The sequence below is a fragment of the Streptomyces sp. NPDC040610 genome, from assembly GCF_055594065.1.
The window spans coordinates 330,255-354,943 of the sequence record NZ_JBVIXA010000007.1; the positions used below are offsets into that span (position 1 = coordinate 330,255).

19 protein-coding genes are annotated in these 24,689 nt (G+C 74.5%); 8 read left to right on the forward strand and 11 right to left on the reverse strand.

The features are described 5' to 3' along the window. Together ACZ6AA_RS25110 and ACZ6AA_RS25115 are read left to right on the forward strand one after the other, a co-directional pair. Positions 1-3,297, forward strand: a complete 3,297-nt coding sequence (locus ACZ6AA_RS25110) for a S8 family peptidase (protein WP_471460216.1) — start codon at positions 1-3, stop codon at positions 3,295-3,297. Positions 3,298-3,610: 313 nt separating this feature from the next. Further along, a complete protein-coding gene (locus ACZ6AA_RS25115; protein ID WP_468454657.1) occupies positions 3,611-5,242 on the forward strand; it encodes a DUF6345 domain-containing protein in 1,632 nt (543 codons plus the stop codon). A 53-nt stretch (positions 5,243-5,295) separates the two neighbouring features. On the opposite strand, the gene ACZ6AA_RS25120 is transcribed toward ACZ6AA_RS25115, so the two are convergent. The 3 genes from ACZ6AA_RS25120 to ACZ6AA_RS25130 form a co-directional block, all read right to left on the reverse strand. After that, on the reverse strand, positions 5,296-6,696 hold the full coding sequence (locus ACZ6AA_RS25120) for an amino acid permease (protein WP_468454655.1): 1,401 nt from the start codon (positions 6,694-6,696) through the stop codon (positions 5,296-5,298). An 84-nt stretch (positions 6,697-6,780) separates the two neighbouring features. Beyond that, a complete protein-coding gene (locus ACZ6AA_RS25125) occupies positions 6,781-9,084 on the reverse strand; it encodes a phage holin family protein (protein WP_471460086.1) in 2,304 nt (767 codons plus the stop codon). An 871-nt stretch (positions 9,085-9,955) separates the two neighbouring features. After that, complete coding sequence (locus tag ACZ6AA_RS25130) at positions 9,956-10,384, reverse strand: hypothetical protein (protein WP_468454651.1); 429 nt, start codon at positions 10,382-10,384, stop codon at positions 9,956-9,958. A gap of 82 nt (positions 10,385-10,466) precedes the next feature. Here ACZ6AA_RS25130 and ACZ6AA_RS25135 point away from each other — a divergent pair, with 82 nt between their 5' ends. Both ACZ6AA_RS25135 and ACZ6AA_RS25140 read left to right on the forward strand, forming a co-directional pair. Continuing rightward, a complete protein-coding gene (locus ACZ6AA_RS25135) occupies positions 10,467-11,264 on the forward strand; it encodes an MBL fold metallo-hydrolase (RefSeq protein WP_471460088.1) in 798 nt (265 codons plus the stop codon). After that, positions 11,261-11,893 (forward strand): DedA family protein, encoded by a 633-nt coding sequence (locus tag ACZ6AA_RS25140; RefSeq protein ID WP_468454647.1) that lies wholly within the window; start codon positions 11,261-11,263, stop codon positions 11,891-11,893. Before ACZ6AA_RS25135 ends, ACZ6AA_RS25140 begins: the two co-directional genes overlap by 4 nt. A 55-nt stretch (positions 11,894-11,948) precedes the next feature. Here the strand turns inward: ACZ6AA_RS25140 and ACZ6AA_RS25145 are convergent, their stop codons facing one another. The 4 genes from ACZ6AA_RS25145 to ACZ6AA_RS25160 form a co-directional block, all read right to left on the reverse strand. Beyond that, positions 11,949-13,073, reverse strand: coding sequence for an MBL fold metallo-hydrolase (locus ACZ6AA_RS25145; protein ID WP_468454645.1), 1,125 nt, complete (start codon positions 13,071-13,073; stop codon positions 11,949-11,951). Next, positions 13,055-14,302 carry an aminotransferase class I/II-fold pyridoxal phosphate-dependent enzyme gene (locus ACZ6AA_RS25150; protein WP_468454643.1) on the reverse strand — a complete coding sequence of 416 codons (1,248 nt, stop codon included), beginning with the start codon at positions 14,300-14,302 and terminating at the stop codon, positions 13,055-13,057. Before ACZ6AA_RS25150 ends, ACZ6AA_RS25145 begins: the two co-directional genes overlap by 19 nt. Positions 14,303-14,410: 108 nt before the next feature. Continuing rightward, complete coding sequence (locus ACZ6AA_RS25155; protein ID WP_468482620.1) at positions 14,411-15,238, reverse strand: hypothetical protein; 828 nt, start codon at positions 15,236-15,238, stop codon at positions 14,411-14,413. A 78-nt stretch (positions 15,239-15,316) separates the two neighbouring features. Beyond that, positions 15,317-16,018 carry an ANTAR domain-containing response regulator gene (locus ACZ6AA_RS25160; protein ID WP_468454639.1) on the reverse strand — a complete coding sequence of 234 codons (702 nt, stop codon included), beginning with the start codon at positions 16,016-16,018 and terminating at the stop codon, positions 15,317-15,319. 81 nt (positions 16,019-16,099) lie between these two features. Between ACZ6AA_RS25160 and ACZ6AA_RS25165 the strand changes: the two genes are divergently transcribed. Then, complete coding sequence (locus ACZ6AA_RS25165; protein WP_468454637.1) at positions 16,100-17,221, forward strand: PAS domain-containing protein; 1,122 nt, start codon at positions 16,100-16,102, stop codon at positions 17,219-17,221. Here ACZ6AA_RS25165 and ACZ6AA_RS25170 read toward each other — a convergent pair. Next, complete coding sequence (locus ACZ6AA_RS25170; RefSeq protein ID WP_471460092.1) at positions 17,202-18,140, reverse strand: RNA polymerase sigma factor SigF; 939 nt, start codon at positions 18,138-18,140, stop codon at positions 17,202-17,204. The genes ACZ6AA_RS25165 and ACZ6AA_RS25170 overlap by 20 nt on opposite strands. A 266-nt stretch (positions 18,141-18,406) precedes the next feature. Here ACZ6AA_RS25170 and ACZ6AA_RS25175 point away from each other — a divergent pair, with 266 nt between their 5' ends. Next, positions 18,407-18,781, forward strand: coding sequence for a hypothetical protein (locus tag ACZ6AA_RS25175; RefSeq protein ID WP_471460218.1), 375 nt, complete (start codon positions 18,407-18,409; stop codon positions 18,779-18,781). 138 nt (positions 18,782-18,919) lie between these two features. Further along, positions 18,920-19,309 carry a CBS domain-containing protein gene (locus ACZ6AA_RS25180; RefSeq protein WP_468454634.1) on the forward strand — a complete coding sequence of 130 codons (390 nt, stop codon included), beginning with the start codon at positions 18,920-18,922 and terminating at the stop codon, positions 19,307-19,309. Positions 19,310-19,380: 71 nt separating this feature from the next. Here ACZ6AA_RS25180 and ACZ6AA_RS25185 read toward each other — a convergent pair whose 3' ends face one another. The 3 genes from ACZ6AA_RS25185 to ACZ6AA_RS25195 all read right to left on the reverse strand — a co-directional run bounded on the left by ACZ6AA_RS25185 (position 19,381) and on the right by ACZ6AA_RS25195 (position 23,037). After that, positions 19,381-19,965 carry a TIGR03086 family metal-binding protein gene (locus ACZ6AA_RS25185; protein WP_468454632.1) on the reverse strand — a complete coding sequence of 195 codons (585 nt, stop codon included), beginning with the start codon at positions 19,963-19,965 and terminating at the stop codon, positions 19,381-19,383. Positions 19,966-20,392: 427 nt separating this feature from the next. Next, a complete protein-coding gene (locus tag ACZ6AA_RS25190) occupies positions 20,393-21,442 on the reverse strand; it encodes an AraC family transcriptional regulator (RefSeq protein ID WP_468482621.1) in 1,050 nt (349 codons plus the stop codon). Beyond that, positions 21,409-23,037 carry an ABC-F family ATP-binding cassette domain-containing protein gene (locus tag ACZ6AA_RS25195; RefSeq protein ID WP_468482622.1) on the reverse strand — a complete coding sequence of 543 codons (1,629 nt, stop codon included), beginning with the start codon at positions 23,035-23,037 and terminating at the stop codon, positions 21,409-21,411. Before ACZ6AA_RS25195 ends, ACZ6AA_RS25190 begins: the two co-directional genes overlap by 34 nt. A gap of 160 nt (positions 23,038-23,197) precedes the next feature. Between ACZ6AA_RS25195 and ACZ6AA_RS25200 the strand changes: the two genes are divergently transcribed. Then, positions 23,198-24,685 carry a phosphatase PAP2 family protein gene (locus ACZ6AA_RS25200; protein ID WP_468454626.1) on the forward strand — a complete coding sequence of 496 codons (1,488 nt, stop codon included), beginning with the start codon at positions 23,198-23,200 and terminating at the stop codon, positions 24,683-24,685. Positions 24,686-24,689: the final 4 nt, after the last annotated feature.

The window sequence follows — 24,689 nt, forward strand, 5'->3', positions numbered from 1 at the left end:
ATGACCGGCCCGGCGGCGGCGGACCCGGACCGCGCGCAGGACAGCCGGGGCACCGGCACGGCCGCCACCGACCGGAGCACCGGCCCGACCGCCGTGAAGCCGGGGTCGGGGCACCGCCTCACCCTGGTCACCGGTGACCGCGTCACCGTCGACGCCAAGGGGCGGATCACCGGATTCCGGCCCGCGAAGGGGCGCGAGCACATACCCGTGCGCACCCGTGCCTTCGCCGGGCACACGCTGGTCCTGCCGTACGACGCACAGCGGCTCATCGCCGCGGGCAGGGTCGACCAGCGCCTGTTCGACGTCACGGAGCTGAGCCGGACGGCGAACCGCGAGGCCCAGAAGGACGGCCTGAAGCTCATCGTCGGCTATCGGGGCACCGCGGCCCGCGACGCCCGTGCCGGAGTGCGCGCGGCCGGTGACACCACGGTCCGCCGCTCCTTCACGTCGCTGAACGCGGACGCCGTGACGACGCCGAAGCGGGACGCGGCAGCGCTGTGGAAGGCGCTCACCGACGAGCGGGGCGGTGCGGCGACCGCGGCCGCCGGGGTCGGCCAGTTGTGGCTGGACGGCACCCGCCGGGTGAGCCTGGACAAGTCCGTCAAGCAGATCGGCGTGCCGAAGGCGTGGGAGGCCGGGTACGACGGCAAGGGCGTCAAGATCGCCGTCCTGGACACCGGCGTCGACGCCACCCACCCGGACCTGAAGGAACAGGTCGTCGGGGACAAGAACTTCACGCCGTCGCCGGACAGCAAGGACCGGTACGGGCACGGCACGCACGTGGCGTCCATCGCGGCGGGCACGGGCGCCAAGAACGCCGCGTACAAGGGTGTGGCGCCCGGCGCCAAGATCCTCAACGGCAAGGTCCTGGGGGACGACGGCCGGGGCAGCGACTCCGAGATCATCGCGGGCATCGACTGGGCCGCGGCCCAGGGCGCCGACGTGGTGAACATGAGCCTCGGCGGGGGCGACACGCCCGGCGTCGACCCGATGGAGGCCGCGATCAACAGGGTCTCCGCCGAGAAGGGCATCCTGTTCGCCGTCGCGGCGGGCAACAGCGGCGAACCGGGGTCCGTCAACTCCCCGGGCAGCGCGGACGCGGCGCTCACCGTCGGCGCGGTCGACGACAACGACAAGCTCGCCGACTTCTCCAGCCGGGGCCCGCGCGTCGGTGACGGCGCCATCAAGCCGGACGTGACCGGGCCCGGCGTCGACATCACCGCGGCCGCCGCACCCGGCAGCGAGATCGAGAAGGAGGTCGGCCAGAAGCCCGAGGGCTATCTGACGATCTCCGGCACCTCGATGGCGACCCCGCACGCCGCGGGCGCCGCCGCCCTCCTCAAGCAGCAGCACCCCGACTGGAAGCAGCCGGAGCTGAAGGGCGCGCTCACCGCGTCCACCAAGGGCGGCAAGTACACGCCCTTCCAGCAGGGTTCGGGCCGCATCGCCGTCGACAGGGCCATCAAGCAGACCGTGTACGCCGACCCGGTGTCCCTCGACTACGGCACCCAGCTGTGGCCGCACACCGACGACAAGCCGGTCACCAAGAAGGTGACGTACAAGAATCGCGGCACGAAGGACGTCACCCTCGACCTGACCGTGTCGGCCCTCGACCCGAAGGGGCGTCCGGCGCCCGCCGGGCTCTTCGCCCTCGGCGCGAAGAAGGTCACCGTCCCCGCGGGCGGCACGGCCTCCGTCGACCTCACGGCCGACACGCGCCTGGGCGGAGCGGTCGACGGCGGCTACTCCGCGTACGTGGTGGCGACCGGCGGCGGACAGAGCGTCCGCACGGCCGCCGCGGTCGACCGCGAGGTCGAGTCGTACGACCTGACGCTGAAGTCGATCGGCCGGGACGGGCGGCCCGCGCCGCACCACGAGACGATGCTGTCGGCGATCACCGGCGCCGACACCGGCACGAACCGCTTCCCGTACGATCCCTCGGGCACCGTCAAGGTCCGCGTGGCCAAGGGCAGTTACCTCCTGGACTCCGCGGTCTACGTCGATCCGCAGAACGGGGACAAGGGTGTCGACTGGCTGGTGCGGCCCAAGCTGACCGTCGACAAGAAGATGACGGTCACGCTCGACGCCCGCAAGGCCGAGCCCGTCGACATCACCGTCCCGGACCGGAGCGCGAAGCTCGCCTTCATGGACGCGCGCTACACCTACGCGGGCTACGAGATGGGCGCCCTACGCGTCAGCGCCTTCCAGAGCATGCGCACCGCCCACCTCGGCCCCGCGGTGCCCGACGGGCTCGGCCAGCAGTGGCTCGGCACCTGGCGCAAGGGCGCCGACACCGCGTACGAGATGCTCGTCGGCGGCAAGGTGACCAAGCTCGCCACCGGCTACGTCAAGCACCTCAAGCCCGCAGACTTCGCGACCGTGAAGGTGAAAATGGGGGCGTCGTCGGCGCGGAAGACGGGCAGCCTGAGCGCGGCGGGATATCTCCCCGAGGCGGGCGGCATCTCCATGATCCCGCCGCTGCAGAAGCTGCCGCGCACCAAGACACTGCATCTGTCGGCGCTCGACAAGGTCACGTGGGACCTCGGCTTCGAGCAGTACGGTGGCGTCGACGAGGAGGGCAACCCTCTCATCGAGAGCTACTACCGGTTCGCCGAGCCGCGCGCCTACAAGGCGGGGCGGAGCTATCAGGAGTCGTTCGGCGTCGGCGTGTTCGGCCCGCGCCTCGGCGCGGACGCGGGTGTGTTCCGGGACGGCTCGAAGCTGTACGGGAGCCTGCCGCTGTTCGCCGACGGGAAGGGCAACGTCGGCTGGACGGACCTCACCTCGGCGAAGACGGAGCTGTACCGCGACGGCAGGAGGATCGGCGCCAACGAGGACCCGCTCTCGGGTGAGGACGGGGCCTTCGACGTTCCGGACACGGACGCCGAATACCGGCTGACCACCTCCGTGAAGCGCTCGGTCGCCCTCTCGGCGGCCTCCACCCGCGTCGACGCCTCCTGGACGTTCCGCTCCAAGCGGGGCGGCCCGAAGGAACTCCCGGTGTCCACGGCCCGGTTCGCGCCCAAGCTGGACCTGACCAGCCGGGCGCCCGCGGGCGAGACGCAGCGGGTGCCGGTGACCGTGCAGGGCGCGGCGGCCGGGGCGAACCTGAAGTCGCTGCACGTGTACGCAAGTTACGACTACGGCCGCCACTGGGAGGAGCTCAAGGTCACCGACGGCCGCGTCACGGTGAAGAACCCCGCCGCGGGCAAGGGCATCTCCTTCCACGCCAAGATCACCGACAGGAAGGGCAACAAGTCGACCTTGTCCGTCCTCCACGCGTACTACGGCAAGTAGCACCAAGGGTGTTCGAGGGGGCCGCGCTGGTGCGCGGGGTGCGGTACGAACAGTGAGGCACTGTGGCGCGTTCCGTGCCGTGCGCCGATCCCCCTCGGACACCCGGCCCTGTACCACCCCACGCGCCCCCGCCACGGGGGCGCGTGGGGCACGCGACATGGGCGGTACGGGGTACCTATGGCCGGAATGGCAACTGGGCAAGGCCCCCACGGGGTGACACTTTTAGGCCCCCTCGACCGTGCGGACCCAGCCACGTGACGGCTGCGCGGCGCAACGCCCGGGCACATCGGGGGCACCACTCAGGGGGTAAGGCATGCGCATGATCTATACGGACCGCGGTCCGTCGCCGCTCGAGCCCGACAAGCCCGGCGCGGCCGGGGACCGGGACTCGACGTTCGGCTGGTGGGGCGCCTTCAGCATCGAGAAGTTCGCCACCGCGTCGCCGCTGTTCTACACCCACGAGGACGCCACCGGCTGGCTGGCGTACCTCCAGCAGTTCTACGACCGCAACTTCTGGTTCGCCGACGGGGGCGTGCAGGTCTGGGCGTACGAGGAGACCTACGACAACTGGCAGGACCGCTACGGGATGGACGCGGTGTGCGCCGTGTACCACTCGGGCCACGGCGACATGGACGGCAACGGCGTCTTCCACGCGCCGCTCGGCGCGGCCTGGGACGGGCGCACCGAGGCGACCTCCAACCGGATGGCGCTCGGCAACGAGAAGTGCCGGTACATCTTCTGGTCGACCTGCTTCTCGCTGCGGGTCCTCTCCGGGCACTCCCCGATCCGCACCTGGGCCGGTCCGAACGTCGGCTTCCGGATGCTCTTCGGCTTCGAGACCACCAGCATCGACCACCCGGACTACGGCCGGAAGTTCTGGGACAAGTGGCGGTCCGGGCAGACGTACTGCGACGCCTGGCTGAACGCGAGCTGGGACATCCACCACGGCCAGGCCCCGTCGGTGTGCGCGGTCGGCGCCACCCAGGCCGAGGCCGTGAACCGCCTCAACACCGAGCGGAACTTCTACCGCGACGCCGTGCCGGACAACTGGTACGCGTGGCGCTGGTACAACGCCCGCGAGTCGCTCGCCGAGCAGCTCACCGCCGCCCCGGACAACCCGCAGGTGATCCAGCTCGCGCCGCGCGACCCGAGCGCCGAGCTGGCCGGGGCGGGCCGGATCGCGAGCTTCCCGACGGCGGCCCTCGAAGAGGTCCAGGTCGACCGGCAGGGCGTGCTCAGCGCCACCTCCGGCGACCGCGTCGCGTCCACGGGCCCGCACGCGGTGCGCTGGGTGCGGCTCGCCGAGCCCAACCACCGCAACACCACGGCGCTGCCCACCGACCGCGCCGTCGAGCTGGCGCGCGCCTTCGCCGAGCAGCACGCCGACGGCGCCGAACTGATCGTCGACGGTGTGCACGACCTGATGCAGAACTCCGGCACGAAGGACGGCTCGGAGATCGGCGCCCCGGTGTCGCTGCAGACCCACGTCACGTTCCGGCAGGCCTTCGACGGCGTCCCCGTCATCACCCCGGACCGCGGCGTGATCCGGGTCGGCCTCGACAACGACGGCACGGTCGTGCAGGCCCAGCTGTCCACGCGTACGGCGACGGGCACGACGCGCGAGGCCGGCGCCCTCGTGACGCCTCCCGGAGCCGAGGGCGCCGCGGCACCGGCCCCGCGCGACCCGCAGGAGGCGCTCGCCGCGGCCCAGGAGCGGCTGCTCGCCGAGCTGGCGGTCCGGGGCACGCCCGAGGACGGCGACTACCCGGCGGCGGTCGGGCGGGAGCAGCGGCCCGAGATCAGGGACGTGCCCGGCACGCTCCGGGTCGGCTACGAGGTCGAGGGCAACGAGGCCTATCTCGCGGCCCGCAAGCTGGTCGAGATCGGCCCGCGGGACAGCGGCTTCAAGACGCAGCGCTGGGTGATCGCGCCACTGGCGAGGTAACGAGTCGACCGGCAGCCTGGTGGACGGGTCGACCGGGTGACGGAGAGAGGGCGCTACTGGGTGGCGGTCCGCTGCTTGCGGGCCGCCATCCACGCGTACACGAGGACACCCACGAAGAGGAACAGCACGCCCTGGTAGACCGCCGCGTACCCGGCGCCCGCGACCAGCCACATCGAGAAGCCGAACGCGAGCGCGGCGAGGATCGCGTCGCGCACGAGGCGCCCCCGGTGCACGCGCTCGCCCTGCCCGGAGGCGAGGAAGTAGATCTGCGCGGCGGTGGCGAGGAGGTACGGCACGGTGGCGGTGAACGTGGTGACGAGCACGAGGACTTCGAAGACGCCCGCCGAACCGGCCGTGTAGTTGTAGACCGTGAGCAGCGAGGCGAGGACGACGGTGACCAGGACGCCGACGGTCGGCACACCGCGCCGCTTGCGGGCGAACGCGCTCGGGAAGAGACCGTCGCGCGCGGCGGCGTACGGCGTCTGGGCGCTCAGGAGCGTCCATCCGTTGAGGGCGCCGACCATCGACACGAGCGCGGCGAGCGCCACGGCCGTGCCGCCCCAGGAGCCGCCGAACATGGCGTTCACGGCGTCCGTGAACGGCGCCGTGGAGGTGACGAGCTTGTCGTGCGCGACCGTCCCGAACACGGCGAGGGTGCCCAGGAGGTAGACGAGGGCGGCGCCGAGGGTGCCGAGGACGGTGGCGCGCCCGACGTTGCGCCGGGGGTCGCGCACCTCACCGGCGCTGACGGCGGCGGACTCCACGCCCAGGTACGAGAAGAGCAGGATCGCGGCGGACGCGGACACCGCGCCGACGGGGCTCTCGTCGCCCGCACGGAACGGCCCGAGGTTCGCGCTGTCGAAGAAGAACAGACCGCCGAAGGCGACGAGCAGCAGCGGCAGGAACTTCAGGACGGTGGCGACGAGTTGGACGGCGCCGACGTAACGGGTCCCGGCGAAGTTGGCGAGCGCGGGCAGCAGTTGCAGCGTCAGCGCGGCGAGGCAGGCGGTCCACTTGTGGTCCGCCACCGGTATCAGCACGTCGAGATAGCCGACGGCGGCGACGGCGAGCGCCGCGTTCGACACCCAGGTCGTGATCCAGTACGACCAGGCGGCGAGGAACCCCGCGAAGTCGCCGAACGCGGCACGCGCGTACACATACGGCCCGCCGGTGCGCGGGTCACGGCTCGCGAGCCGCCCGAAGACCAGCGCCAGACAGATCGCACCCGCCGTCAGGACGGCGAACGCGACGAGGCTGATGGTGCCGAACGGCGCGACGGAGGCGGGCAGCAGGAAGATGCCGCCGCCGATGATGTTGCCCATCACGAGGCAGGTGGCGATGGGGAGCCCGAAGCGGCGGGCGTGCTTGTCGCCGCCGTCCTGGCCCCGCTCGGCCGGAAGTTCCCCCAGGTCAGGGGCCGGAGCCGACGTGGAAACGGTTCCGGTGTCGTGCATGGGGTGGTGCGCCTCTCGTTGTGCCGTGCGCCCGGGATCGCCGGGGGCCCGCCCATGGTCGGGCACGGCACACGCAGCGCAAAATCAAGAAGTTTTGTCCTGTACGGCGTGGTCGGCGACAGGAAAAGCTGTCGGAGGCGGGGCTTGGGGGAGGCAATCGTCCGCGGGGGCGGCGGGGTCGGTGACCGTCGGGCCGGCGGTCACCGCGGGGGCGGCCGCGGCCACGGGCTCGGCTGCGGCCGCCGTGGCCTTCATCCCCGCCCCGTGCCCGCACTCCTCCTCCCGCCACCTCCGCAGTACGGCGTGCACGGCCTCCGCGCCGACGAGTTCGCCGCCGTCCTCGACGGCCGGGGACAGCGCGAGCGGGGACAGCAGGAACGGGCGGGACTGGGCGCCGCCGAGCCCGCCGTGGGAGCCGATCTGCTCCTCGAAGGCGAGGACTTCGCCGTCCTCGGGGTCGTACCAGGAGTTGACCATGATGTCGGCGGTGTGCGGGAAGGAGTCGGTGCGGCGCACGGCGTCGGCGGCGCCGGGCCCGAAGTCGTCGAGGGGGCCGAGGCCGTCGGGACCGGCGCCGTCCGGGACGTCGTCGAGGCGGAGCTCCGCGCCGCGCGCCCCGAGGACGAGCGGGCCGTGCTCGGCGCTGCGGACGAGCAGGAAGCCGACGCCGGGGTGGTTGGCGAGGGTCGGCAGGAGCGCCGGGTGGCGGCGGTCGATCTCCTCGCGGGTCATGCGGTGGTGCACGTCGGGGAAGGAGACGAGGCCGAGGTTGCCGGAGGCGAGGACGATCGGCTCGGCGCGGCGGCCCGGCCGGTGCTCGTCCGCGCCCTCCTCGACGGGACGGCGCAGCGCGGCCCGCACCGCCGAACGGGCCTCGGCACCGCTGTGCGTACGCCGCGCCCTGCGGGGCACGGGCAGCCCGCACCCGGCCCGCACCAGGTCGGCGAGGGACAGGCCGTAGCGGGCGCGGAAGGTCTCACCGGGGCTCTGGCCGTGGTCGGAGAGCAGCACGATGCGGTAGCGGCGGGGCGCGTGGTCGGCGACCTGCTCGATCAGGGCGAGGGAGCGGTCCAGGCGGCGCAGCACCCGCTCGGCGTCGCCGCTGGTGGGCCCCGAGTGGTGGGCGACCTCGTCGTAGGCGACGAGGTCGGCGTAGACGGCGGCGCGCCCGGCGAGCATGTCGCCGATGACGGCGGCGACGACGACGTCGCGCTCCACGACGGTGGCGAAGGCGCGGATGAAGGGGTAGAGCCCGCCGCGGCTCACGCGGGGGCGGCGTCGGCAGAGCCGGGCGCGCGTGGACTCGCCGATCTCCCGGCCGACCTCGGCGACGAAGGACAGTGCGGTGCGGACCGCGTTCGCGGGGTCGGAGAAGTAGGCGAAGTACCCGGCGCGGGAACGGTTGCGCTTGTCGCGCCGCGCGGCCATCGACAGGACGAGGGCGAGCTGGTCGGCGCCCCCGCTGAACAGGTTGCCGCGGCTGGCGCCGTCGTCGGCGAGCAGCCCCGGGTCACCGGTGCGGGCGACGGCCCGACGCTGCAGCTCCACGGCGGAGGCGGGGCGGTTGGACACCATGACCTCGCCGGTGTCCTTCTCGTACCAGCGGAAGGCGGGGACGTCGAAGTTGCTGCCGTGCAGGATGGCGAGCTGGCTGGCACCGGTCTGGCTGGACCAGTCGGTGCGCCAGGGGGTGAGGCGGTGGGTGGGGGGCGTCGGGGGCACGGAGGGTGCGCCCGGCGTCCGGGGGCTGCTCCCTCGCGCAGGCGCGCCCTCGCCCGCCCTGCCGCTTTCGCTCTCCCCGAGCCAGCGGGCGACGGTGGGCATGAGGCCCTTGCGGACGGCGTCGCGGAGGACGTCGTGGCCGACGCCGTCCAGCTGCAGGAAGAGGATGCCCGGGGTGCTCGGCCCCTGGGACCCGGCGGCGCGGCGGCGTCTTCGGTCGGCGAGACGGTACAGACGGCGGCGGTAGGCGTCGTCGTCGCGGACGGCCAGGGCGCCGCCGGTCGCCGAGGCCACGGCCGACATGACGGCCGCGACGACCACGGCGGTCTCGGCGTTGGCGTCGCCGCGGCCGTCGGGGATGAGGCGCAGGGCGAGCAGCAGCAGGGAGCCGTTCAGGAAGAAGTTGAGCAGGCCGAGCACCAGAGCCGGTACGAGGAGCAGCGCACGTACGAGCAGCGGCCACACCAGGGCCGACAGGAGGCCGAAGGCGCCCGCGCCCAGGGCCGCGGTGATCGCGATGCGGGTGGCGCTGTCGCCGTCGTCCGACTGGAGCTTGAAGTCCGGGAGGATGCCGGCGAGGGCGAGCATCGTGACCGTGCTCACCGCCCATACGGCGATCACACGCCACAGTGCGCGTCCCACTGCCCGCCATCGTCCGTCGCGCACCGCGTCCGCCCACCTCACGTGCTCTGCCCTTGCCCCCAGCGTGTCACAGGCCGTGGGCCTCGACCGTCCACCCCGCCCGCCCCCACGACCGTGGCCCCCACCGGCAACCCTCCCCGCCGCTCCGCGGCGGCTCTCCCCACCCACCCGCCCGTTGCTGTCGAACCCGTCATACCCCCGGCTCCCCGGGGACCGCGAAGGCCGACGGAGGAGGACGACCACTGGACGCCGCGCCTCGCGCCGCCGAGAGGCACTCGGGGACAACGCCCTCAAAGGGGTGGGCCGGGGGGGGCAGGCCACCGAGGGCGAGTCGGAGACGGCAGCCGCGGGCGGGCCGCCAGGACAAGCCGGAGACCACACAACGGGCGGACGGGCCAAGCCACCGAGGGCGAGGCAGACCGACAGCAACAGGCGGACAGGCCAGGCTGCCGAGAGCCAGCCGGGGACGACAGCAACAGGCGGACAGGCCGGACCGTCGAGGGTGAGCCGGGGACGGAAGTAACGGACAGGCGAGCCGGCCCGCCGAGCGCAAGGCGGGGACGGAAGTAACGGACAGGCGGGCCGGGCCGTCGAGAGTGAGCCGGGGACGACAGCAACGGGCGGCCGGGCCAGGCCGCCGAGAGTGAGGCGGGGACGACAGCAACGGGCGGGCAGGTCAGGCCGCCGAGAGTGAGCCGGGGACGACAGCAACGGGCGGGCAGGTCAGGCCGCCGAGAGTGAGCCGGGGACGACAGCAACGGGCGGGCGGGCCAGGCCGCCGAGGGTGAGGCGGGGACGGGGGTAACGGGTGGGTGGGTGGGGGAGACCGCCGCGGAGCGGCGGGAGGGTTGCCGCAGGGCGGAGGCGAGGACTGGTGAAGGCCCCGGGGCCAGGCTCAGCAGCCGTCGTACCCAGCCGTAGGCATAGACAGCCGCCGATGCACCCGCGCCTTCATCCCCGAGTCGTACGCCGGCTCGGCGAACCCCGCCGTCTCGATGCGCACGCCGCGCCGCGCGCACTCCGCGGTGAACTCGTCGGCGGACTGGAGGGCCAGTTCGAGCACACGGCGGCAGGGGACGACGAAGAGGTCGACGAGTCCGGAGTCGACGTCGCCCCAGAGGACGGCGTGATCGGCGCGCAGACCGCGGACGACGAGCTCGCGGGTCACCACGTACCCCTGGGCGGCAGCCCACTTCGCGCACATGGCGTGCTGGCTGCGCGAGTCGACGAGGAAGGGGTCGGCGTCCAGCTCCTCCAGGGGCGTCAGGCTGGCGATCGCCGCGACCCGCACCGCGCGGGCGGTCCCCCCGCCGGCATCTCCCATGGCGTCCCCCTCACCTCTGCCGTCAGCCGTCGACACTACTCCTGGCCGTAGGCTCGGAGACAGTCACACGAAGGAGGAACGGGTGCGGGCCGACGTCACGGTCACCTGGTGGGGCCATGCCACGTGCACGGTGGAGGACTCGGGCACCCGCGTGCTGACGGATCCGCTGTTCGCGCGCCGTCTCGCGCACTTGCGCCGGCGCAGGGGGGCGCTTCCGCCCGCGCGGGCCGCCGTCGCGGACGTCGTCCTGCTGTCGCATCTGCACGCCGACCATCTGCACGTGCCGTCCCTGGCCCGCCTGGCCCCGGGCACGCGCGTCCTGGTCCCGCGCGGCGCCCCCCGCTCCGTGCCGGGCCTGCGCGGGCTGTCCCACCTGCGGTTCACGGAGGTCGCTCCGGGCGACGAGGTGCCCGTCGAGAGCGGCGGCGGTGACGGCGGCGTGGTCGTGCGCGTCGTGCCCGCCCTCCACGACGGCCGTCGCCTCCCCCTCGGCCCGCACCGCTCCCCCGCCCTCGGCTATGTCGTCGAGGGCCGCGCCCGCACGTATTTCGCGGGCGACACGGGCCTGTTCGACGCGATGGCCGACGAGGTGGGGCCCGTCGACGTGGCGTTGCTTCCCGTCGGCGGCTGGGGCCCCTACCTCGGCCACGGCCACCTGGATCCGGCCCGCGCCGCCGAGGCCCTCGCCAGGATCGCGCCGCGCAGCGCGGTGCCGGTGCACTACGGCACGTACTGGCCGATCGGCATGGACGCGGTGCGGCCGCACGAATTCCACGGCCCGGGGGACGAGTTCGTCCGCCAGGCGGCCCGCCGCGCGCCGGAGGTCGCCGTGCACCGGCTCGGGCACGGCGAGTCCGTACGGCCGGAGGTCGCTCGATGATCCTCGCCGCCGCGGCGGCGGTGACGCCGGAATCCACGCAGCAGGCGGTGGGCTATCCGTCGCTGTTTCTGCTTGTGGTGCTCGGCGCGCTGGTGCCTGTGGTGCCGACGGGCGCGCTGGTGAGTTCGGCGGCGGTGGTGGCCTTCCACCAGTCCGACACCTCGCCGTTCGCGCTGCTCATCGTGTTCGGGGTGGCATCGCTCGCGGCGTTCACCGGGGACATGGGCCTGTACTGGCTCGGGCAGCGCGGCATGCGGTCGAAGAACGGCTCGCGCTGGCTGGAGGCCATCCGGGACCGGGCTCCGGAGGAGCGGCTCACCCAGGCCCAGGACAAGCTCCAGGACCACGGCGTGCTGGTGCTCGTCCTGTCGCGGCTCGTCCCCGCGGGCCGTCTCCCGGTGATGCTGGCCTGCCTCCTCGCGAAGCTGCCCCTGCGCCGGTTCGCCCGCGGCAACCTCCCGGCCTGCCTGGCCTGGGCCGTGACGTACCAGCTCATCGGCATTCTCGGCGGCTCCCTGTTCAAGGAGCCCTGGCAGGGCGTGGCCCTGGCCGTCGGCCTCACGGTCGTCATCAGCCTGGCCCCGACGGCGTGGCGCCGCCTCCGCGGGGCCCGCTCGACGGCCTCTTGAACGCACCGGCCCGATCACACCGGCTCGAACGCACCGGCCTGAACGCACCGGCACCTCAGCCAGGAAGCACCCGGGACCCGCCCACCGGCAGATCCCACAGATCCCCCCGCTCCCTCCCGGCCGCCGCCCAGGCGTCCCGCACCCGCATCAGCGGTTCGAGGACCGGCTCCGCCGACAGCAGGAACGTCCCCCAGTGCATGGGCGCCATCCGCCGCGCCCCCACGTCCAGCGCGGCCCGCACCGCCTCCTCCGGGTCGCAGTGCACGTCCCGCAGCCACCAGCGCGGCTCGTACGCCCCGATGGGAAGCAGCGCCAAGTCGATCCCGGGGTAGCGCTCCCCGATCCGCTCGAACCAGTGCCCGTATCCCGTGTCCCCGGCGAAGTACACCCGCTGCCCGTCCGCGTCGGTGAGCACCCAGCCGCCCCACAGGCTCCGGCAGGTGTCCCGCAGGCCCCGCTTGGACCAGTGGTGTGCCGGTACGAAGTCGAAGCGCACTCCCGGACCGAGTTCGGCGCCCTCCCACCAGTCGAGCTCGACGACCCGGGTGAAGCGGCGGCGCGTGAACCACCGGGCGAGGCCCGCGGGGACGAGGACGGGGGTGTCGCGCGGGAGCCTTCTGAGGGTGGGCGCGTCCAGGTGGTCGTAGTGGTTGTGGCTGATGACCACCGCGTCGACGCGGGGCAGCGCGCTCCAGGGGACGCCGACGGGTGTGACCCGGGCGGGGGTGCCGAGGATCCGGCGGGACCAGACGGGGTCGGTGAGGACGGTGAGCCCGCCGACGCGCACCACCCAGCTGGCGTGCCCGGCCCAGGTCACCGCGACCGTACGCGCGTCGACGCGGGGCAGCGGGCCCGGTGCGTACGGCAGCCGCGGGACGTCGGCGAGCGCCGCGGGCGGCGGCCTGAGCACCCCCTCGCGGGCGAACCGGGCGAAGGCCCGGAGCCCGGGCAGCGGCGCGGTGAGCCGGTCGGCGAAGGACTTGGGCCACAGCCGGACGGCGCCGGGCGTGCGCGGCGCGACGGGAACGGCACCGGTCCGCACGGCCCGCCCGCCACGGCCACCCCGCGCGTCCCGCCCTTCCGGGGCATCCCGCCCCCGCCGTACCGGCTGCGTCTGCTCCGCCTGTTCGCTGTCCCGTGGCTGCTGCTGCGTCTGCTGCGTCACCGAGGAGGCTCCCATCGCTGTGCTTCGGCACGGAGGTCGTCGAAGGCCGCTCCGAACAGGGTCAAAGCCCGTTCCACGTGCGGCAGTTGCAGGGGGTCGGGGGCGGCGAGCGCGGCCATCCGCTGCCCGGGGTCCGTGCCGAGGAACGGCCCCGTGGACAGGCGGACGCGCAGCGCGGCGATGTCGTCGCCGAAGCGGTGGCCGCCGGGGGCGGGCATGCCGAGGTGGGCGGCCAGGAAGTCCTCCAGTTCCTGCGCGTCGGTCACCCCGCGTGCGGCGAGGTCGGACCGCAGCGGCCCGAGGTCGGCGTACAGGTGCCGCCCCGCCCGCGGCGGCCGGGCGAAGCCGCCCGCCGCGACCACCGCCTGCCGGACAGCCGCGGCCACGCGCGCGTGCAGCCGGGTCGCGGCGCTCAGGCGGGCGGTGATCTCGTCCGGTTCCCCCAGGGCGTACGCGGCCGCGGCGGCGACCGGTGCGGCCGGGGACGCGCCGAGCGCGGTGAGGACGTCCAGGACGCGGTCCCGCAGGGCCGCCGCGGGGCCGCCCGCCGGGAACCGGGCGATGGCCGCGGGCAGGGCGGGCGGCAGGAAGGCGCCGGACAGGTCACAGACGACGGTGACGCGTTCGGGGGCCATCTCGGCGGGGCCGACCAGGACGGTCTCGCGGGGGCGGTGCAGGGTGTCGCGCCAGGTCTCGTCGCTGACGATGTGCAGGCCCTCGCCCGCCGCGGCCTCGACGGCCTCGTACACGACGTCGGGCGGCGGCACGGTGGCCGTCGGGTCGTCGGCGACCGACATCACGAGCAGGCGCGGCGAGCCGCCCTCGGCGCGGACGCGGCGGACGGTTTCGAGGAGGGCGTACGGGTCGGGGACGCCGCCGCACTCGGCGGGCGTCGGCACGTGGTACACCGACCGGCCGAGCAGGCGCACTTGGGGCTCCCACCAGGCGGCGCACGGGCGCGGCAGGAGGACGTCGCCGCCGACGGCCGCGGTGAGCGCGAGCAGCAGCGGCGCGGCGCCGGGCGCGGCGGCGACGTGGTCGCGCTCGGCGGGCAGGCCGCGCCGGGTCCAGTAGCCGCAGGCCGCGTCGAGCAGCGCCGGGTCGCCGCCGGGCGGCTGTGCGTGCGAGCGGCCCGCGGCGGACGCGAGGGCGGCGGTCAGCTCCGCGAGGACCGGGAGCCCGGGCTCCGGCAGGGGCGGGCCGTACCGGACGCGGCCGCGGCCCTCGTGGTCCGTCCGCCGCATGGGTACCTCCGTGCGCTCCCGTGACCTCTCGTGTGCCGTCGGGTGTCTCCGTACCCACGGCGGCGCCGCTCCACGTCCCGGTGGTCGGCCACTTGACCTGACCGGCGGTCAGCGGGCGGACGTCCGGTCGCGGCGCAGCCGGTGGACGGCGGCGCCCAGGGCCCCGCTGACCAGCAGGCCACCCGCGGCGATGGCCGCCGGGGAGTCGGTGAAGCCGCCGTCGCGCCCGGCGTGGACGCCGTGGGCGGCGGGGGCCGTATGGGTGGGGGCGTGGGTGGGGGTGTGGGCGGTACGGGTGACGGTGAACGTCGCCTTCCACCGGCCGTCGTCGTGGCAGGCGCCGTCCACGGCCCACTGCGACTCGGGGCCCACGGCGTTCGGGCCGCCGCCCTCGAAGGACGCGGCGGCGGCGATGCGGGCCGTGCCCTGGTAGGCGGCCCCGGCACCGCCCGGGTTCTCGGCGTCGTCCCTGAGCCCGGCCTCGTCGCCCGCCCCTGTCCCCGCGTCCGCCCCCGTCCCCATGTCCGCGCCCGTCCCGGGACCGGCCTCCTCGCCGGGTACGGTCCCGAGGTCGGACTCCAGGCCGGGCTCAAGGCCCGGCTCGGTGCCGGGTTCGAGTCCCTGCGGGTCGGTGAGGCCGTACGGGTCGCCCTGCTCGTGCTGCTGCCGCTCGTTCGGCAGCCCCTGGCCGCCCTGCACGCGCTGGAGCTGGACGCTGCCCTGCTCGAAGGCCTGGGAGCTGGCGGTCATGGTCTGCGGGGGTGTGCCGCCGGTGTCCGGGCAGGACACGGAGACGGTGATCTGTTCGCCGGGGGCGAGGTGCTTGGGCGTGACGTCGGCGGTGGCGTCTCCCGCGTACGCGGACGGGGCTGCGGCGAGGGTGCAGAGGGCGGCCGTGGTGAGGGTCAGGGCGAGGTGCGGGACGGAAGTGCGCATGAGGTCATTCGAGCGTGGGGGTGCGTCATCCGCGCGGTGTGGCCTCCGGCCGGGTGACCGGGGCCCCGGCCCCGCGCCTCACTCGGCCAGTGCCGTCAGCTCGGCCTCCAGACCCCTGCCCCGCGTCTCCACCAGCGCAGCCGCCACCTCGGCGAGTTTCCGGTTGGACTGCTGGGAGATGCGGCGCAGAAGAGTGAAGGCACGGTCGGCGTCGCAGGTCACGATGTGCATGATGATGCCGCAGGCCTGATCGACGACGGGGCGGGTGCGCAGCGCCTCGCCCAGGTGGTCGAGTTCCGTGAGCGCGGCGCGGTAGTGGCGGTCGCGGACCAGGCCCGCCGCCGCGAGGTCGCCGAGCGCCTGCGCGGGGCCGCAGCCCGCGTCGTCGAGGGTGCCGGGGCGGAAGCTGAACAGGCTGAGGGTGAGGGTGAGCCCGGAGCGCCGGAAGGGCAGCGTGATGCTCGCGCGGACCCCGGAGTCCAGGGCGAGCGCGCGGTACTCCGGCCAGCGGTCGTCGTGCAGCAGGTCCTCCGCGTCCACCGGCGCGCCCCGCTCCTGGGCCGCGGGGATCGGCCCGTCGCCGGAGCGCAGCTGCGCCGAGACGAGGCCGGACAGGTCGGGGTGGGTGACGGCGGCCGGGTGGACCTGGCCGCCCTCGGTGACGGTCGCGCCGGCGCCGCAGCACTCGGTGGTGCAGCGCAGCGCCTGTTCGGCGAGTTCCGAGAGCCTGCGGGCCGGCAGGGCGGATTCCGGCCCGTCCGTTCCGAGCAGCATCGGCATGGTGACGCGCCTCCTCGTTTCCTCTCTGTCGGGTTCCCCCTGACACCCCCGGAAAACGGCCCCAGCCGATACGTTCATGGCATGGCGGACACCGACCGTTTCGGCGAGGACCTGGCGGACTTCGTGCGCCGGGTCGCGGAGTTGAAGGCTTCGCGCACGGTTCCCTCCGGCGACCTGCGCACCATGCTCGACGCGGCGCTGTTCGAGCTCGACCACGTGGCGGAGCGGCTGTGGCCCGGTTTCGAGCGGCTCGCCGCGGACGGCCCGGCGCCGGGCACGACGGCCGTGCGGGACGAACAGCGGCTGCTGCGCACCGTGTTCCAGCGGTTCCCGCTGCCGGTGGCGCTGGTCGACGGCGAGACGGTGGTGCGGCGCCTGAACGCCGCGGCGGCGGACCTCACGGGGGTGCGCGGCGGGTACGCGACGGGGCGGCCGTTCGCCGGTTTCCTGACGCCGTCCGACCGGACCGCGTTCCGCTCGCAGGCCGCGGCGGTGGCCCGCAGCGAGGGCGACCGCAGCCTGACGGTCCGGTTGCAGCACCAGCCGCGGATCCCGGTGCGGGCGACGCTGACCGCGCTGCGGCCCGGCACCGAGCCCCGTACGGTCGTCCTCGTCGTCCTGCAGCCGCCGGGCACCCGGGACCCGCTGCCGCGCAGCGTGCGGGGCCGGACGCCGGACCTCGCCGAGGCGACCCGCAACGCCGAACTCGTCGAACTGACCGACGCCATGACGGTCACGCTGCTCACCGCGCCGAGCGGGGACCCGACCCGGGTGCTCGCCCGGGTCCCCGAGGTGCTGCACGGCCGGTTCGCCGACTGGGTGATCGCCGACGAGGGCACCGAGCGGCCGCGGCGGCGCACGGTCCTCGGCCCCGAGGGCGGCCCGGTCGCCGACGTCCTCGCGCAGGATCCGGCCGACTGCCCGCTGGTCATGGAGACGGCGCGCTGCGGGGCGCCGACGCTTCAGGTGCGGCCGGATCCGCCGGACAGCTTCGGCCGGGACGCGAGCGGCGCCCCGGTCCTGGTGCGCGCGCATGTCACGTCCCTGCTGTGCGTGCCGATCGCGCCGGGGCCCGGCGGTCCGGTCGAGGGGGTGCTGAGCCTGTTCAGGACCGGCGCGCGCCTCGCCTTCTCGATGGCGGAGGCGCGCGCCGTGGATGTGATGTCCCGGCACATCGCCCTGGCTATGCGGCGCTCGGGGTGACCCGGGCGGCGCGGGCCCGCTCCTCGCGGCGGGCGGCGCCCGCGTGGTGGGTCGCCTCGCGCAGGACCTCCTCGCGCATCCGCCCGCAGCAGCGGCTGATCAGGCGCGACACGTGCATCTGGGAGATGCCCAGGTGCTCGGCGATGCGGCTCTGTGTCATGTCGCGGAAGAACCGCAGGTAGAGGATGGTCCGTTCGCGTTCCGGCAGTTGTGCGAGGCGGGGTTTGACGGCCTCGCGGTCGACGACGACGTCGAGGGCGGGGTCGGGGCCGCCGAGGGTGTCGCGCAGGGCGTAGCCGTCGTCGCTGCCGGGGAGTTCGGCGTCCAGGGACAGTGCGGTGAAGCTGTCGAGCGCTTCGAGTCCGGTCGCCGCGTCCTCCTCGCTCATCCCGGCCCGCTCGGCGATCTCGGCGACGCTGGGGGTGCGTCCGGGGGTGGTCTGGGTCAGGTCCTGGCAGGCGAACCGCACGCGGTTGCGCAGGTCCTGCACGCGGCGCGGCACGTGCAGGGTCCACATGTGGTCGCGGAAGTGGCGCTTGATCTCGCCGGTGACGGTCGGCACGGCGTAGCTCTCGAAGGCGTTGCCGCGCTCGGGGTCGTAGCGGTCGACGGCCTTGACCAGGCCGAGGGCGGCGACCTGACGCAGGTCGTCGAGGGCTTCGCCGCGGTTGCGGAAGCGGCCCGCGAGCCGGTCGGCCATGGGCAGCCAGGCCCGCACCAACTCTTCGCGCAGGGCGTCGCGTTCGGGTCCGTGGGGCAGTTCGCAGAGCCGCCGGAAGGCCGCGGCGGTGTCGGGGGCGTCGTCGTGCGGGTGCCGCTTGGAACGCGTCCGCTGCGGACGCGGGGGCTGGGGGTGGGCGGGACGTACGGCGCCGTGGTGGCGGGTGGCGTCCTGGAATCGTGCTGCATCGGATCGCATGATGCGTGCAACTCCCTTTGAGCCGGTGCCTGGTGTGGACGGTCACCGTGGGAGGGCGTGCGCTCATCGCACCTGGGCACACCCGGGCGAGCGACACCGCTCCCACGGACGTGCCTCCGGTCCGAAGCACTGTCTTTCCGCCTGCCCCGCGCGCCGCGGGGCAAACGCCCCACCGGACGCACCGGGTCCGCACCGGCCGGGCGAGGACGTCTCCGTATCCTGTGCGTCCGGCCGCCGACCAGGCAGAGGAGGGCGCGGTGGGGCTGATGCCGTACCCGGCGGGTGCCGACGCCGAAAGCCCGGATGTCTCGTGGTCGTACACCGGCTTCTCGATGTTCCGGCGGTGGCCGGCGCGGGCCGAGGGCTTTGCGCCGGACGCGATGCGCGGCTTCGGCGGCAGCAGCCCCTGGAGCGACGCCTCCACCCCGCTGGCGCCGCTGCTCGGCCACGCCGACGACGACGGCCCCGACCTCGCCCCGGCCCAGTGCGCCGCGATGCTGCCGCGCCTGCGGGAGATCGCCGACGAGCGGCACATGGGCGGCGCCGATCCGGCGCACCGGCGGCGCGTGGACGACGTACGCGAACTGGTCGCCGTCCTGGAGCACTGCGTCACGCACGACGTGGGCCTCGTCTTCGGCTGATCTCGCTGCTCCCGCCCCCTCCCCCCAGTCCTCCCGGCCCACCCTGAACATCGATGTGAGAACCCCCGCCGGATGGGCACCCGGACAGCGGTGGCTCGGACGGAAGGCCGGACGGACCGGAAAGAGGGGCTCGACGCCATGGAGCGGTACGTGAGGGACGTCATGACACCGGGAGTGGCGGCGGTCAGGCCCGACGCGTCACTGGTGGAGGCCGCGCAGGTGATGCGCGCCGAGGACATCGGCGGTGTCGTCGTGACGGGCGGCGGCCGGGTCCTCGGGGTGCTCACCGACCGGGACATCACGCTGCGCGCCGTGGCCGACGGCGCCGACCCGCTGACGGTCAGCGCGCAGTCCGTGTGCACGCCGAACCCCGTGGTGGTCGCCCCCGACGACGCGGTGTCGGAGGCCGTCGGCCTGATGCGGGCCCACGCGGTGCGCCGGCTGCCCGTCGTCGAGGACGGCAGGCCCGTCGGCATGGTCAGCATCGGTGATCTGTCGGCCGAGCGGGGCGGCGGGGCCTGGAGTTGAGCGGTCCCGCGTGCGGGGGCCGGGCGTCCGCAGGGCCAGGGCGTCAAGGGCCGGGCATCAAAGGCCGGGCGTCAGGGAGTCCGGCCCAGCAGGTTCAGGAGTTCGGTCTGCGCGTCCGCCCCCGCCGGGGGCCGCACGGCGGGGCCGAACAGGCCGCTCTTGCTCAACTCGGCCGCGTACGGCGTCACTTCGCGCAGGGCAGCCGCGACGAGGTCGTCCGGGAGCCGTTCGTCGGCGCCGGTCGCCCGGGACAGGTCCCAGGTGTGCACGACGAGGTCGGTGACCATCTGGGCGCAGTAGTCGGGCGCGGGTGTCTCGCCGTACGAGAGGTGCACGGCGCGGTCCAGGGCACCGGGCTCGCCGAACGCGGTGCGGGCCGCGTCGGCCGCGGTGTCCCAGGAGGCGACCGGGTCGGGGCCGAGGACGTCGCCGTCGAAGCTGTCGCCGACGGACGCGAGGGTGGCGCCGTCGCGGACCAGCGGCGGCACCCACAGCTGCTCGACGACGAGATGGCCGACGAGGTCACGTACCGTCCACTCCGTGCAGGGCGTCGGCGCGTCCCACTGGTCGGCGCGGACGGCGTGCACCCGGTCGGTGAACAGGTCGAGGGCCCGGCCGTGGCGCCGCAGCAGGTGGGTGGTGTCCGTCGCGCTCATGCCGCCTCCGGTGCGTCTCCGGTGCGCGGCACGGCCGTGCGCACGCACCTTCGAGTGTGACCCCGCCGTGCGTGCCGGGCAGCGGGAGGGAGCCGGAAGGCCGGAAAAGAGGCCGGAAGGGCGGGCCCGATGGCACCGCGCGGGTGCCGAGGGGGAACGACCGGGCCCGCGGTCCGAGCCGGCCCGGCGGGCTCCGCCGGGCCGGAAGCACCGAGGTTCCGTCCACGGCCGGCGCCCCGGAAGAAGGCTAGGGCTCCCGCGACGGCGACCGGTCCACCCGGCACCTGCGACACCCTAGGCGGGCGCCCCCGGGCCCACGATCCGCTCGACGCGGCGGGTGTCCGAATAACGCACCGCATAACGCACCGCGACACGCCGTTCCGCGTCACGGACCGCACCGCACCGCCCCGCGCACCGCCGCGCACCCTCACCCGCGCAGCGTCTGCGACGGCAGCTCCCCGAAGCGCGCCCGGTACTGCTCGGCGAACCGGCCGAGGTGCGTGAAGCCCCAGCGGTGGGCGACGTCGCTCACGCACCGCTCCTCGGGCACGGCCGCGCGCAGTTCGTCCCGCACGCGCTGCAGCCTTACGTCGCGTACGTACGCCATCGGGGACATCCCCACGTAGCGGCGGAAGGCCTCCTGGAGCCAGCGCACCCCGACGCGGGCCTCGGCGGCGAGGGCCGCGGCGGTGAAGGGGTGCTCGGGGCGCTGCTGCACGGCATCCATGGCGCGCTTGACCGGCGCGGGCCGCAACCGGGCGACGGGGTCGGTGAGCTGGTCGCGGTAGCGGTGTCCGGCGGCGAGCAGCAGGCCGTTCAGGAGCGCCTCCTGCAGGGGCGCGGCGACCAGGGATCCGCTCAGCGTCGCGGACTCGTCCAGGAGGTCGTCCGCGACCGCGCGCACGAGCCGGGTCCAGCTCCGGCCGGGCCCCTGGCTGGTGTCGAAGCCGGGGTCGAGCGGCAGCGGGCCGCGGGTGGGCCGGTCGAGCAGCGTCTCCAGGCTGTCCTCGAGAGCGACCCGGTCCAGCTTCACGGCGAGCACCCTGCAGTCGCCCGACCAGCGGTCGACGACGGTGTCGCCGCACGGCTGGTAGACGGCGGCGCTCTCGGACGTGGTGAGCGTGCACGCGGCGGAGCCCTGGCGCCAGACCATGTGGCCGCTGAGCGGGATGTTGACGTGGTACGCCCCGAGTTCCCCGAGGCGTACGCGCACGTCCGTGCCGCAGGTCAGGCCCCCGACGGTGAGCGCGCCGAGGTGCCCGATGGTGAACTCCGCGCGGAAGGACCGCTGCCGGTCGAGCACGTCCAGGAAATTGCTGTAGTAGGCAGCCACCAACACCTCCCGGGCCTCGTCCACATCACTGGTCCGAAAAGGTGTCCTGGCGGCCACGGTCTCTCCAACTGCGCAGCGTACGGCGTGGTTTGACCACGCTACCCGCAGCGCTAGCGGGCCCGTTCCACTCTTTGCTCGTCCCATACGGCCTCCGGGGTCTCCCGGACGCGGCCGTCGGCGCCGAAGACCAGGTACCGGTCGAAGGAGCGGGCGAACCAGCGGTCGTGGGTGACGGCGAGCACCGTGCCCTCGTACGCCTCAAGGCCCTCCTGCAGTGCCTCGGCCGACTCCAGGTCGAGGTTGTCGGTGGGCTCGTCGAGCAGCAGGGCGGTGGCGCCCTCCAGCTCCAGGAGCAGGATCTGGAAGCGGGCCTGCTGGCCGCCGGAGAGCTTCTCGAAGCGCTGCTCGGCCTGCCCGGTGAGTTCGTAGCGGCGCAGCCGGGACATCGCCGCGCCCCGATCCTTGGCGTGCTCGCGCCACAGGATGTCGAGGAGGGTGCGGCCGAGCAGCTCCGGGTGGGCGTGGGTCTGCGCGAAGTGGCCCGGCACGACGCGGGCGCCGAGCTTCCACTCCCCCGTGTGTGCCACCGGGTTGTCGGTGTCACCCGCGAGGAGGCGCAGGAAGTGCGACTTGCCGGAGCCGTTGGAGCCGAGGACGGCGACCCGCTCGCCGTAGAAGACCTCCAGGTCGAAGGGTTTCATCAGGCCGGTCAGTTCGAGGTTCTTGCAGGTGACGGCCCGGACGCCGGTGCGGCCGCCGTGCAGGCGCATGGTGATGTCCTGCTTGCGCGGCGGCTCGGGCGGCGGTCCGGCCTCCTCGAACTTGCGCAGCCGGGTCTTCGCCGCCTGGTAGCGGGACGCCATCTCGTCGCTGCGCGCGGCGTACTGCTGCATGTCCAGGACGAGCTTCTTGAGCTGGGCGTGCTTCTCGTCCCAGCGGCGGCGCAGCTCCTCGAAGCGCGCGAAGCGCTCCTGGCGCGCCTCGTGGTACGTCGCGAAGCCCGCGCCGTGCACCCACACCTCCGAGCCGCCGGGGCTGGGCTCCACGCTGACGATCTTCTCGGCGGAGCGGGCGAGGAGCTCCCGGTCGTGGCTGACGAACAGGACGGTCTTGCGGGTCTCCTTCAGGCGCTGCTCCAGCCAGCGCTTGCCGGGGACGTCCAGGTAGTTGTCGGGCTCGTCCAGGAGCAGCACCTCGTCGGTGCCGCGCAGCAGCGCTTCGAGGACCAGGCGCTTCTGCTCGCCGCCGGAGAGCGTGCGCACCTCACGCCACTGGGCCTTGTCGTACGGGACGCCGAGCGCCGCCGTCGTGCAGATGTCCCACAGCGTCTCGGCCTCGTACCCCCGGGCCTCCGCCCAGTCGGAGAGCGCCTGGGCGTACTGGAGCTGGGCCGCCTCGTCGTCGACCGTCATGATGGCGTGCTCGGCGCGGTCGACGGCCCGGGCTGCCTCGCGGATGCGGGGCTGCGCCACGGACACCAGGAGGTCGCGCACGGTCGTGCCGTCGCGCACGGAGCCGACGAACTGGGGCATCACGCCGAGGCCGCCGGACACCGTGACGGTGCCGCCGTGCGGCTTGAGCTCCCCCGCGATGAGCCGCAGCAGCGTTGTCTTGCCCGCGCCGTTCGCCCCGACCAGCGCCACCGCCGCGCCCTCGCCCACCCGGAACGAGACATCACCGAGCAGCGCTCGCCCGTCCGGCAGGTAGTACTCGATGTGCGCGGCTTCCAGATGTCCCATGGGGCGATTGTCCGGGGCGCCGTTCGGTGACAGCAAACGATTTCCCGGGAGGGGGCCTGGGCGGGCGGATCCCCGGGGACCTCCGAGCCGCCAGGACGGCCTCAGGGGGCCTCGGCGGGTTGATCCGTTGCAGATCGCCGCCGGGGGGTACGCGACTCGTATGACCTCAGATGCCGACCGCCCCCTGTCCCCGGCCCGCGGGCCCCGGAACCGACTGATCGCGCTGGACCGCCGGGTCTTCGACGCGGTGGCCGCCCGGTACTGGCCAGGCGCCGACCGGCTGCTTCCGCGGCTCAGCCACGCCGCGAACCACGGGCGCCTGTGGTTCGCCACGGCGGGCGTGCTCGCCGCGACCCGGGGCCCGCGGGCCAAGCGCGCCGCCGCCCGGGGCGTGGCGTCCCTCGCGCTGGCGTCCGCGACGATCAACACGCTCGGCAAGCGCTCCGTGCGGCGTCCCCGGCCCGCCCTGGACACCGTGCCGCTCGTGCGCAGGCTGAAGCGGCAGCCCGTCACCACGTCGTTCCCCTCGGGGCACGCGGCGTCCGCGGCGGCCTTCGCGGTCGGGGTGGCCCTGGAGTCGCCCCGGCTCGGCGCGGCCGTCGCCCCGCTCGCGGGCGCCGTCGCGCTGTCCCGCGTCTACACGGGCGTGCACTTCCCGAGCGACGTCCTCGCCGGCGCCGCCCTGGGCGCGGGTGCCGCGTTCGCCGTACGCGGCCTTGTGCCGACCCGGTCCCAGCTGCCGCTGCCGGGCCGCCCGCGCGCCGAGGCCCCCGCCCTGCCCGGCGGGCGCGGCCTCGTCGTGGTCACCAACAGCGGCGCGAAGACCTCCGACCGGGTGCGTGAGCTGCTCGACGTCCTGCCGCACGCCGAGGTGGTGACGTGCGCGCCGGACGGCCTCGTGGCCGAGCTGGAGAAGGCCGCGGTCCGCGCCCGCGCCCTCGGGGTGTGCGGCGGCGACGGCACCGTCAACGCGGCCGCCTCGGTGGCCCTGCGGCACGGCGTGCCGCTCGCGGTGCTGCCCGGCGGCACGCTCAACCACTTCGCGTACGACCTCGGGGTGGAAGGGCCCCGCGAGCTGGCGCGGGCCGTGGAGGTGGGCGACGCGGTCGCGGTGGACGTCGGCCGCTTCCGCTCCCACACCGGTTCCGGGCACTTCCTCAACACCTTCAGCCTCGGCGTCTACCCCGAGCTGGTGCGCGAGCGGGAGCGGTGGTCGCCCCGGATCGGCGGCTGGCCCGCGGGGGTGCTCGCCGCGGCGCGCGTCCTGCGCTCCGACCAGCACCCGCTGCGCGCCGAGATCGGCGGCACCGAGCGGCCGCTGTGGCTGCTCTTCGCCGGGAACTGCACGTACAACCGCCTGGGCCCGGCGCCCACGCGGCGCTTCGACCTCGCCGACGGGCTGCTCGACGTGCGCGTCGTGCACGGCGGCCGCAGGCCCGGCTCCCGGCTCCTCGCCGCGGCGCTGACGGCTCCGCTGGAGCGCTCCCCCGTCCAGACCACGGCCCGCCCGCGACGCCTGCGCATCGACGGGCTCGCACCCGGCACGAAGATCGCCTACGACGGTGAACTCGCCTCGGTGGAGGGTGAGTTGCTCCTGGACAAGCTGCCGGAGGCGCTGGCCGTGTATCGGCCGTCGCTGGCGAGGTGACCAG

Excerpts from the sequence above, each read along its gene's own strand:
- ACZ6AA_RS25110 (WP_471460216.1), top strand. The coding sequence starts at position 1 with ATGACCGGCCCGGCGGCGGCGGACCCGGACCGCGCGCAGGACAGCCGG.
- ACZ6AA_RS25115 (WP_468454657.1), top strand. The coding sequence starts at position 3,611 with ATGCGCATGATCTATACGGACCGCGGTCCGTCGCCGCTCGAGCCCGAC.
- ACZ6AA_RS25120 (WP_468454655.1), bottom strand. The coding sequence starts at position 6,696 with ATGCACGACACCGGAACCGTTTCCACGTCGGCTCCGGCCCCTGACCTG.
- ACZ6AA_RS25130 (WP_468454651.1), bottom strand. The coding sequence starts at position 10,384 with ATGGGAGATGCCGGCGGGGGGACCGCCCGCGCGGTGCGGGTCGCGGCG.
- ACZ6AA_RS25140 (WP_468454647.1), top strand. The coding sequence starts at position 11,261 with ATGATCCTCGCCGCCGCGGCGGCGGTGACGCCGGAATCCACGCAGCAG.
- ACZ6AA_RS25145 (WP_468454645.1), bottom strand. The coding sequence starts at position 13,073 with ATGGGAGCCTCCTCGGTGACGCAGCAGACGCAGCAGCAGCCACGGGAC.
- ACZ6AA_RS25150 (WP_468454643.1), bottom strand. The coding sequence starts at position 14,302 with ATGCGGCGGACGGACCACGAGGGCCGCGGCCGCGTCCGGTACGGCCCG.
- ACZ6AA_RS25155 (WP_468482620.1), bottom strand. The coding sequence starts at position 15,238 with ATGCGCACTTCCGTCCCGCACCTCGCCCTGACCCTCACCACGGCCGCC.
- ACZ6AA_RS25160 (WP_468454639.1), bottom strand. The coding sequence starts at position 16,018 with ATGCCGATGCTGCTCGGAACGGACGGGCCGGAATCCGCCCTGCCGGCC.
- ACZ6AA_RS25165 (WP_468454637.1), top strand. The coding sequence starts at position 16,100 with ATGGCGGACACCGACCGTTTCGGCGAGGACCTGGCGGACTTCGTGCGC.
- ACZ6AA_RS25170 (WP_471460092.1), bottom strand. The coding sequence starts at position 18,140 with ATGCGATCCGATGCAGCACGATTCCAGGACGCCACCCGCCACCACGGC.
- ACZ6AA_RS25175 (WP_471460218.1), top strand. The coding sequence starts at position 18,407 with ATGCCGTACCCGGCGGGTGCCGACGCCGAAAGCCCGGATGTCTCGTGG.
- ACZ6AA_RS25180 (WP_468454634.1), top strand. The coding sequence starts at position 18,920 with ATGGAGCGGTACGTGAGGGACGTCATGACACCGGGAGTGGCGGCGGTC.
- ACZ6AA_RS25185 (WP_468454632.1), bottom strand. The coding sequence starts at position 19,965 with ATGAGCGCGACGGACACCACCCACCTGCTGCGGCGCCACGGCCGGGCC.
- ACZ6AA_RS25190 (WP_468482621.1), bottom strand. The coding sequence starts at position 21,442 with ATGGGACGAGCAAAGAGTGGAACGGGCCCGCTAGCGCTGCGGGTAGCG.
- ACZ6AA_RS25195 (WP_468482622.1), bottom strand. The coding sequence starts at position 23,037 with ATGGGACATCTGGAAGCCGCGCACATCGAGTACTACCTGCCGGACGGG.
- ACZ6AA_RS25200 (WP_468454626.1), top strand. The coding sequence starts at position 23,198 with ATGACCTCAGATGCCGACCGCCCCCTGTCCCCGGCCCGCGGGCCCCGG.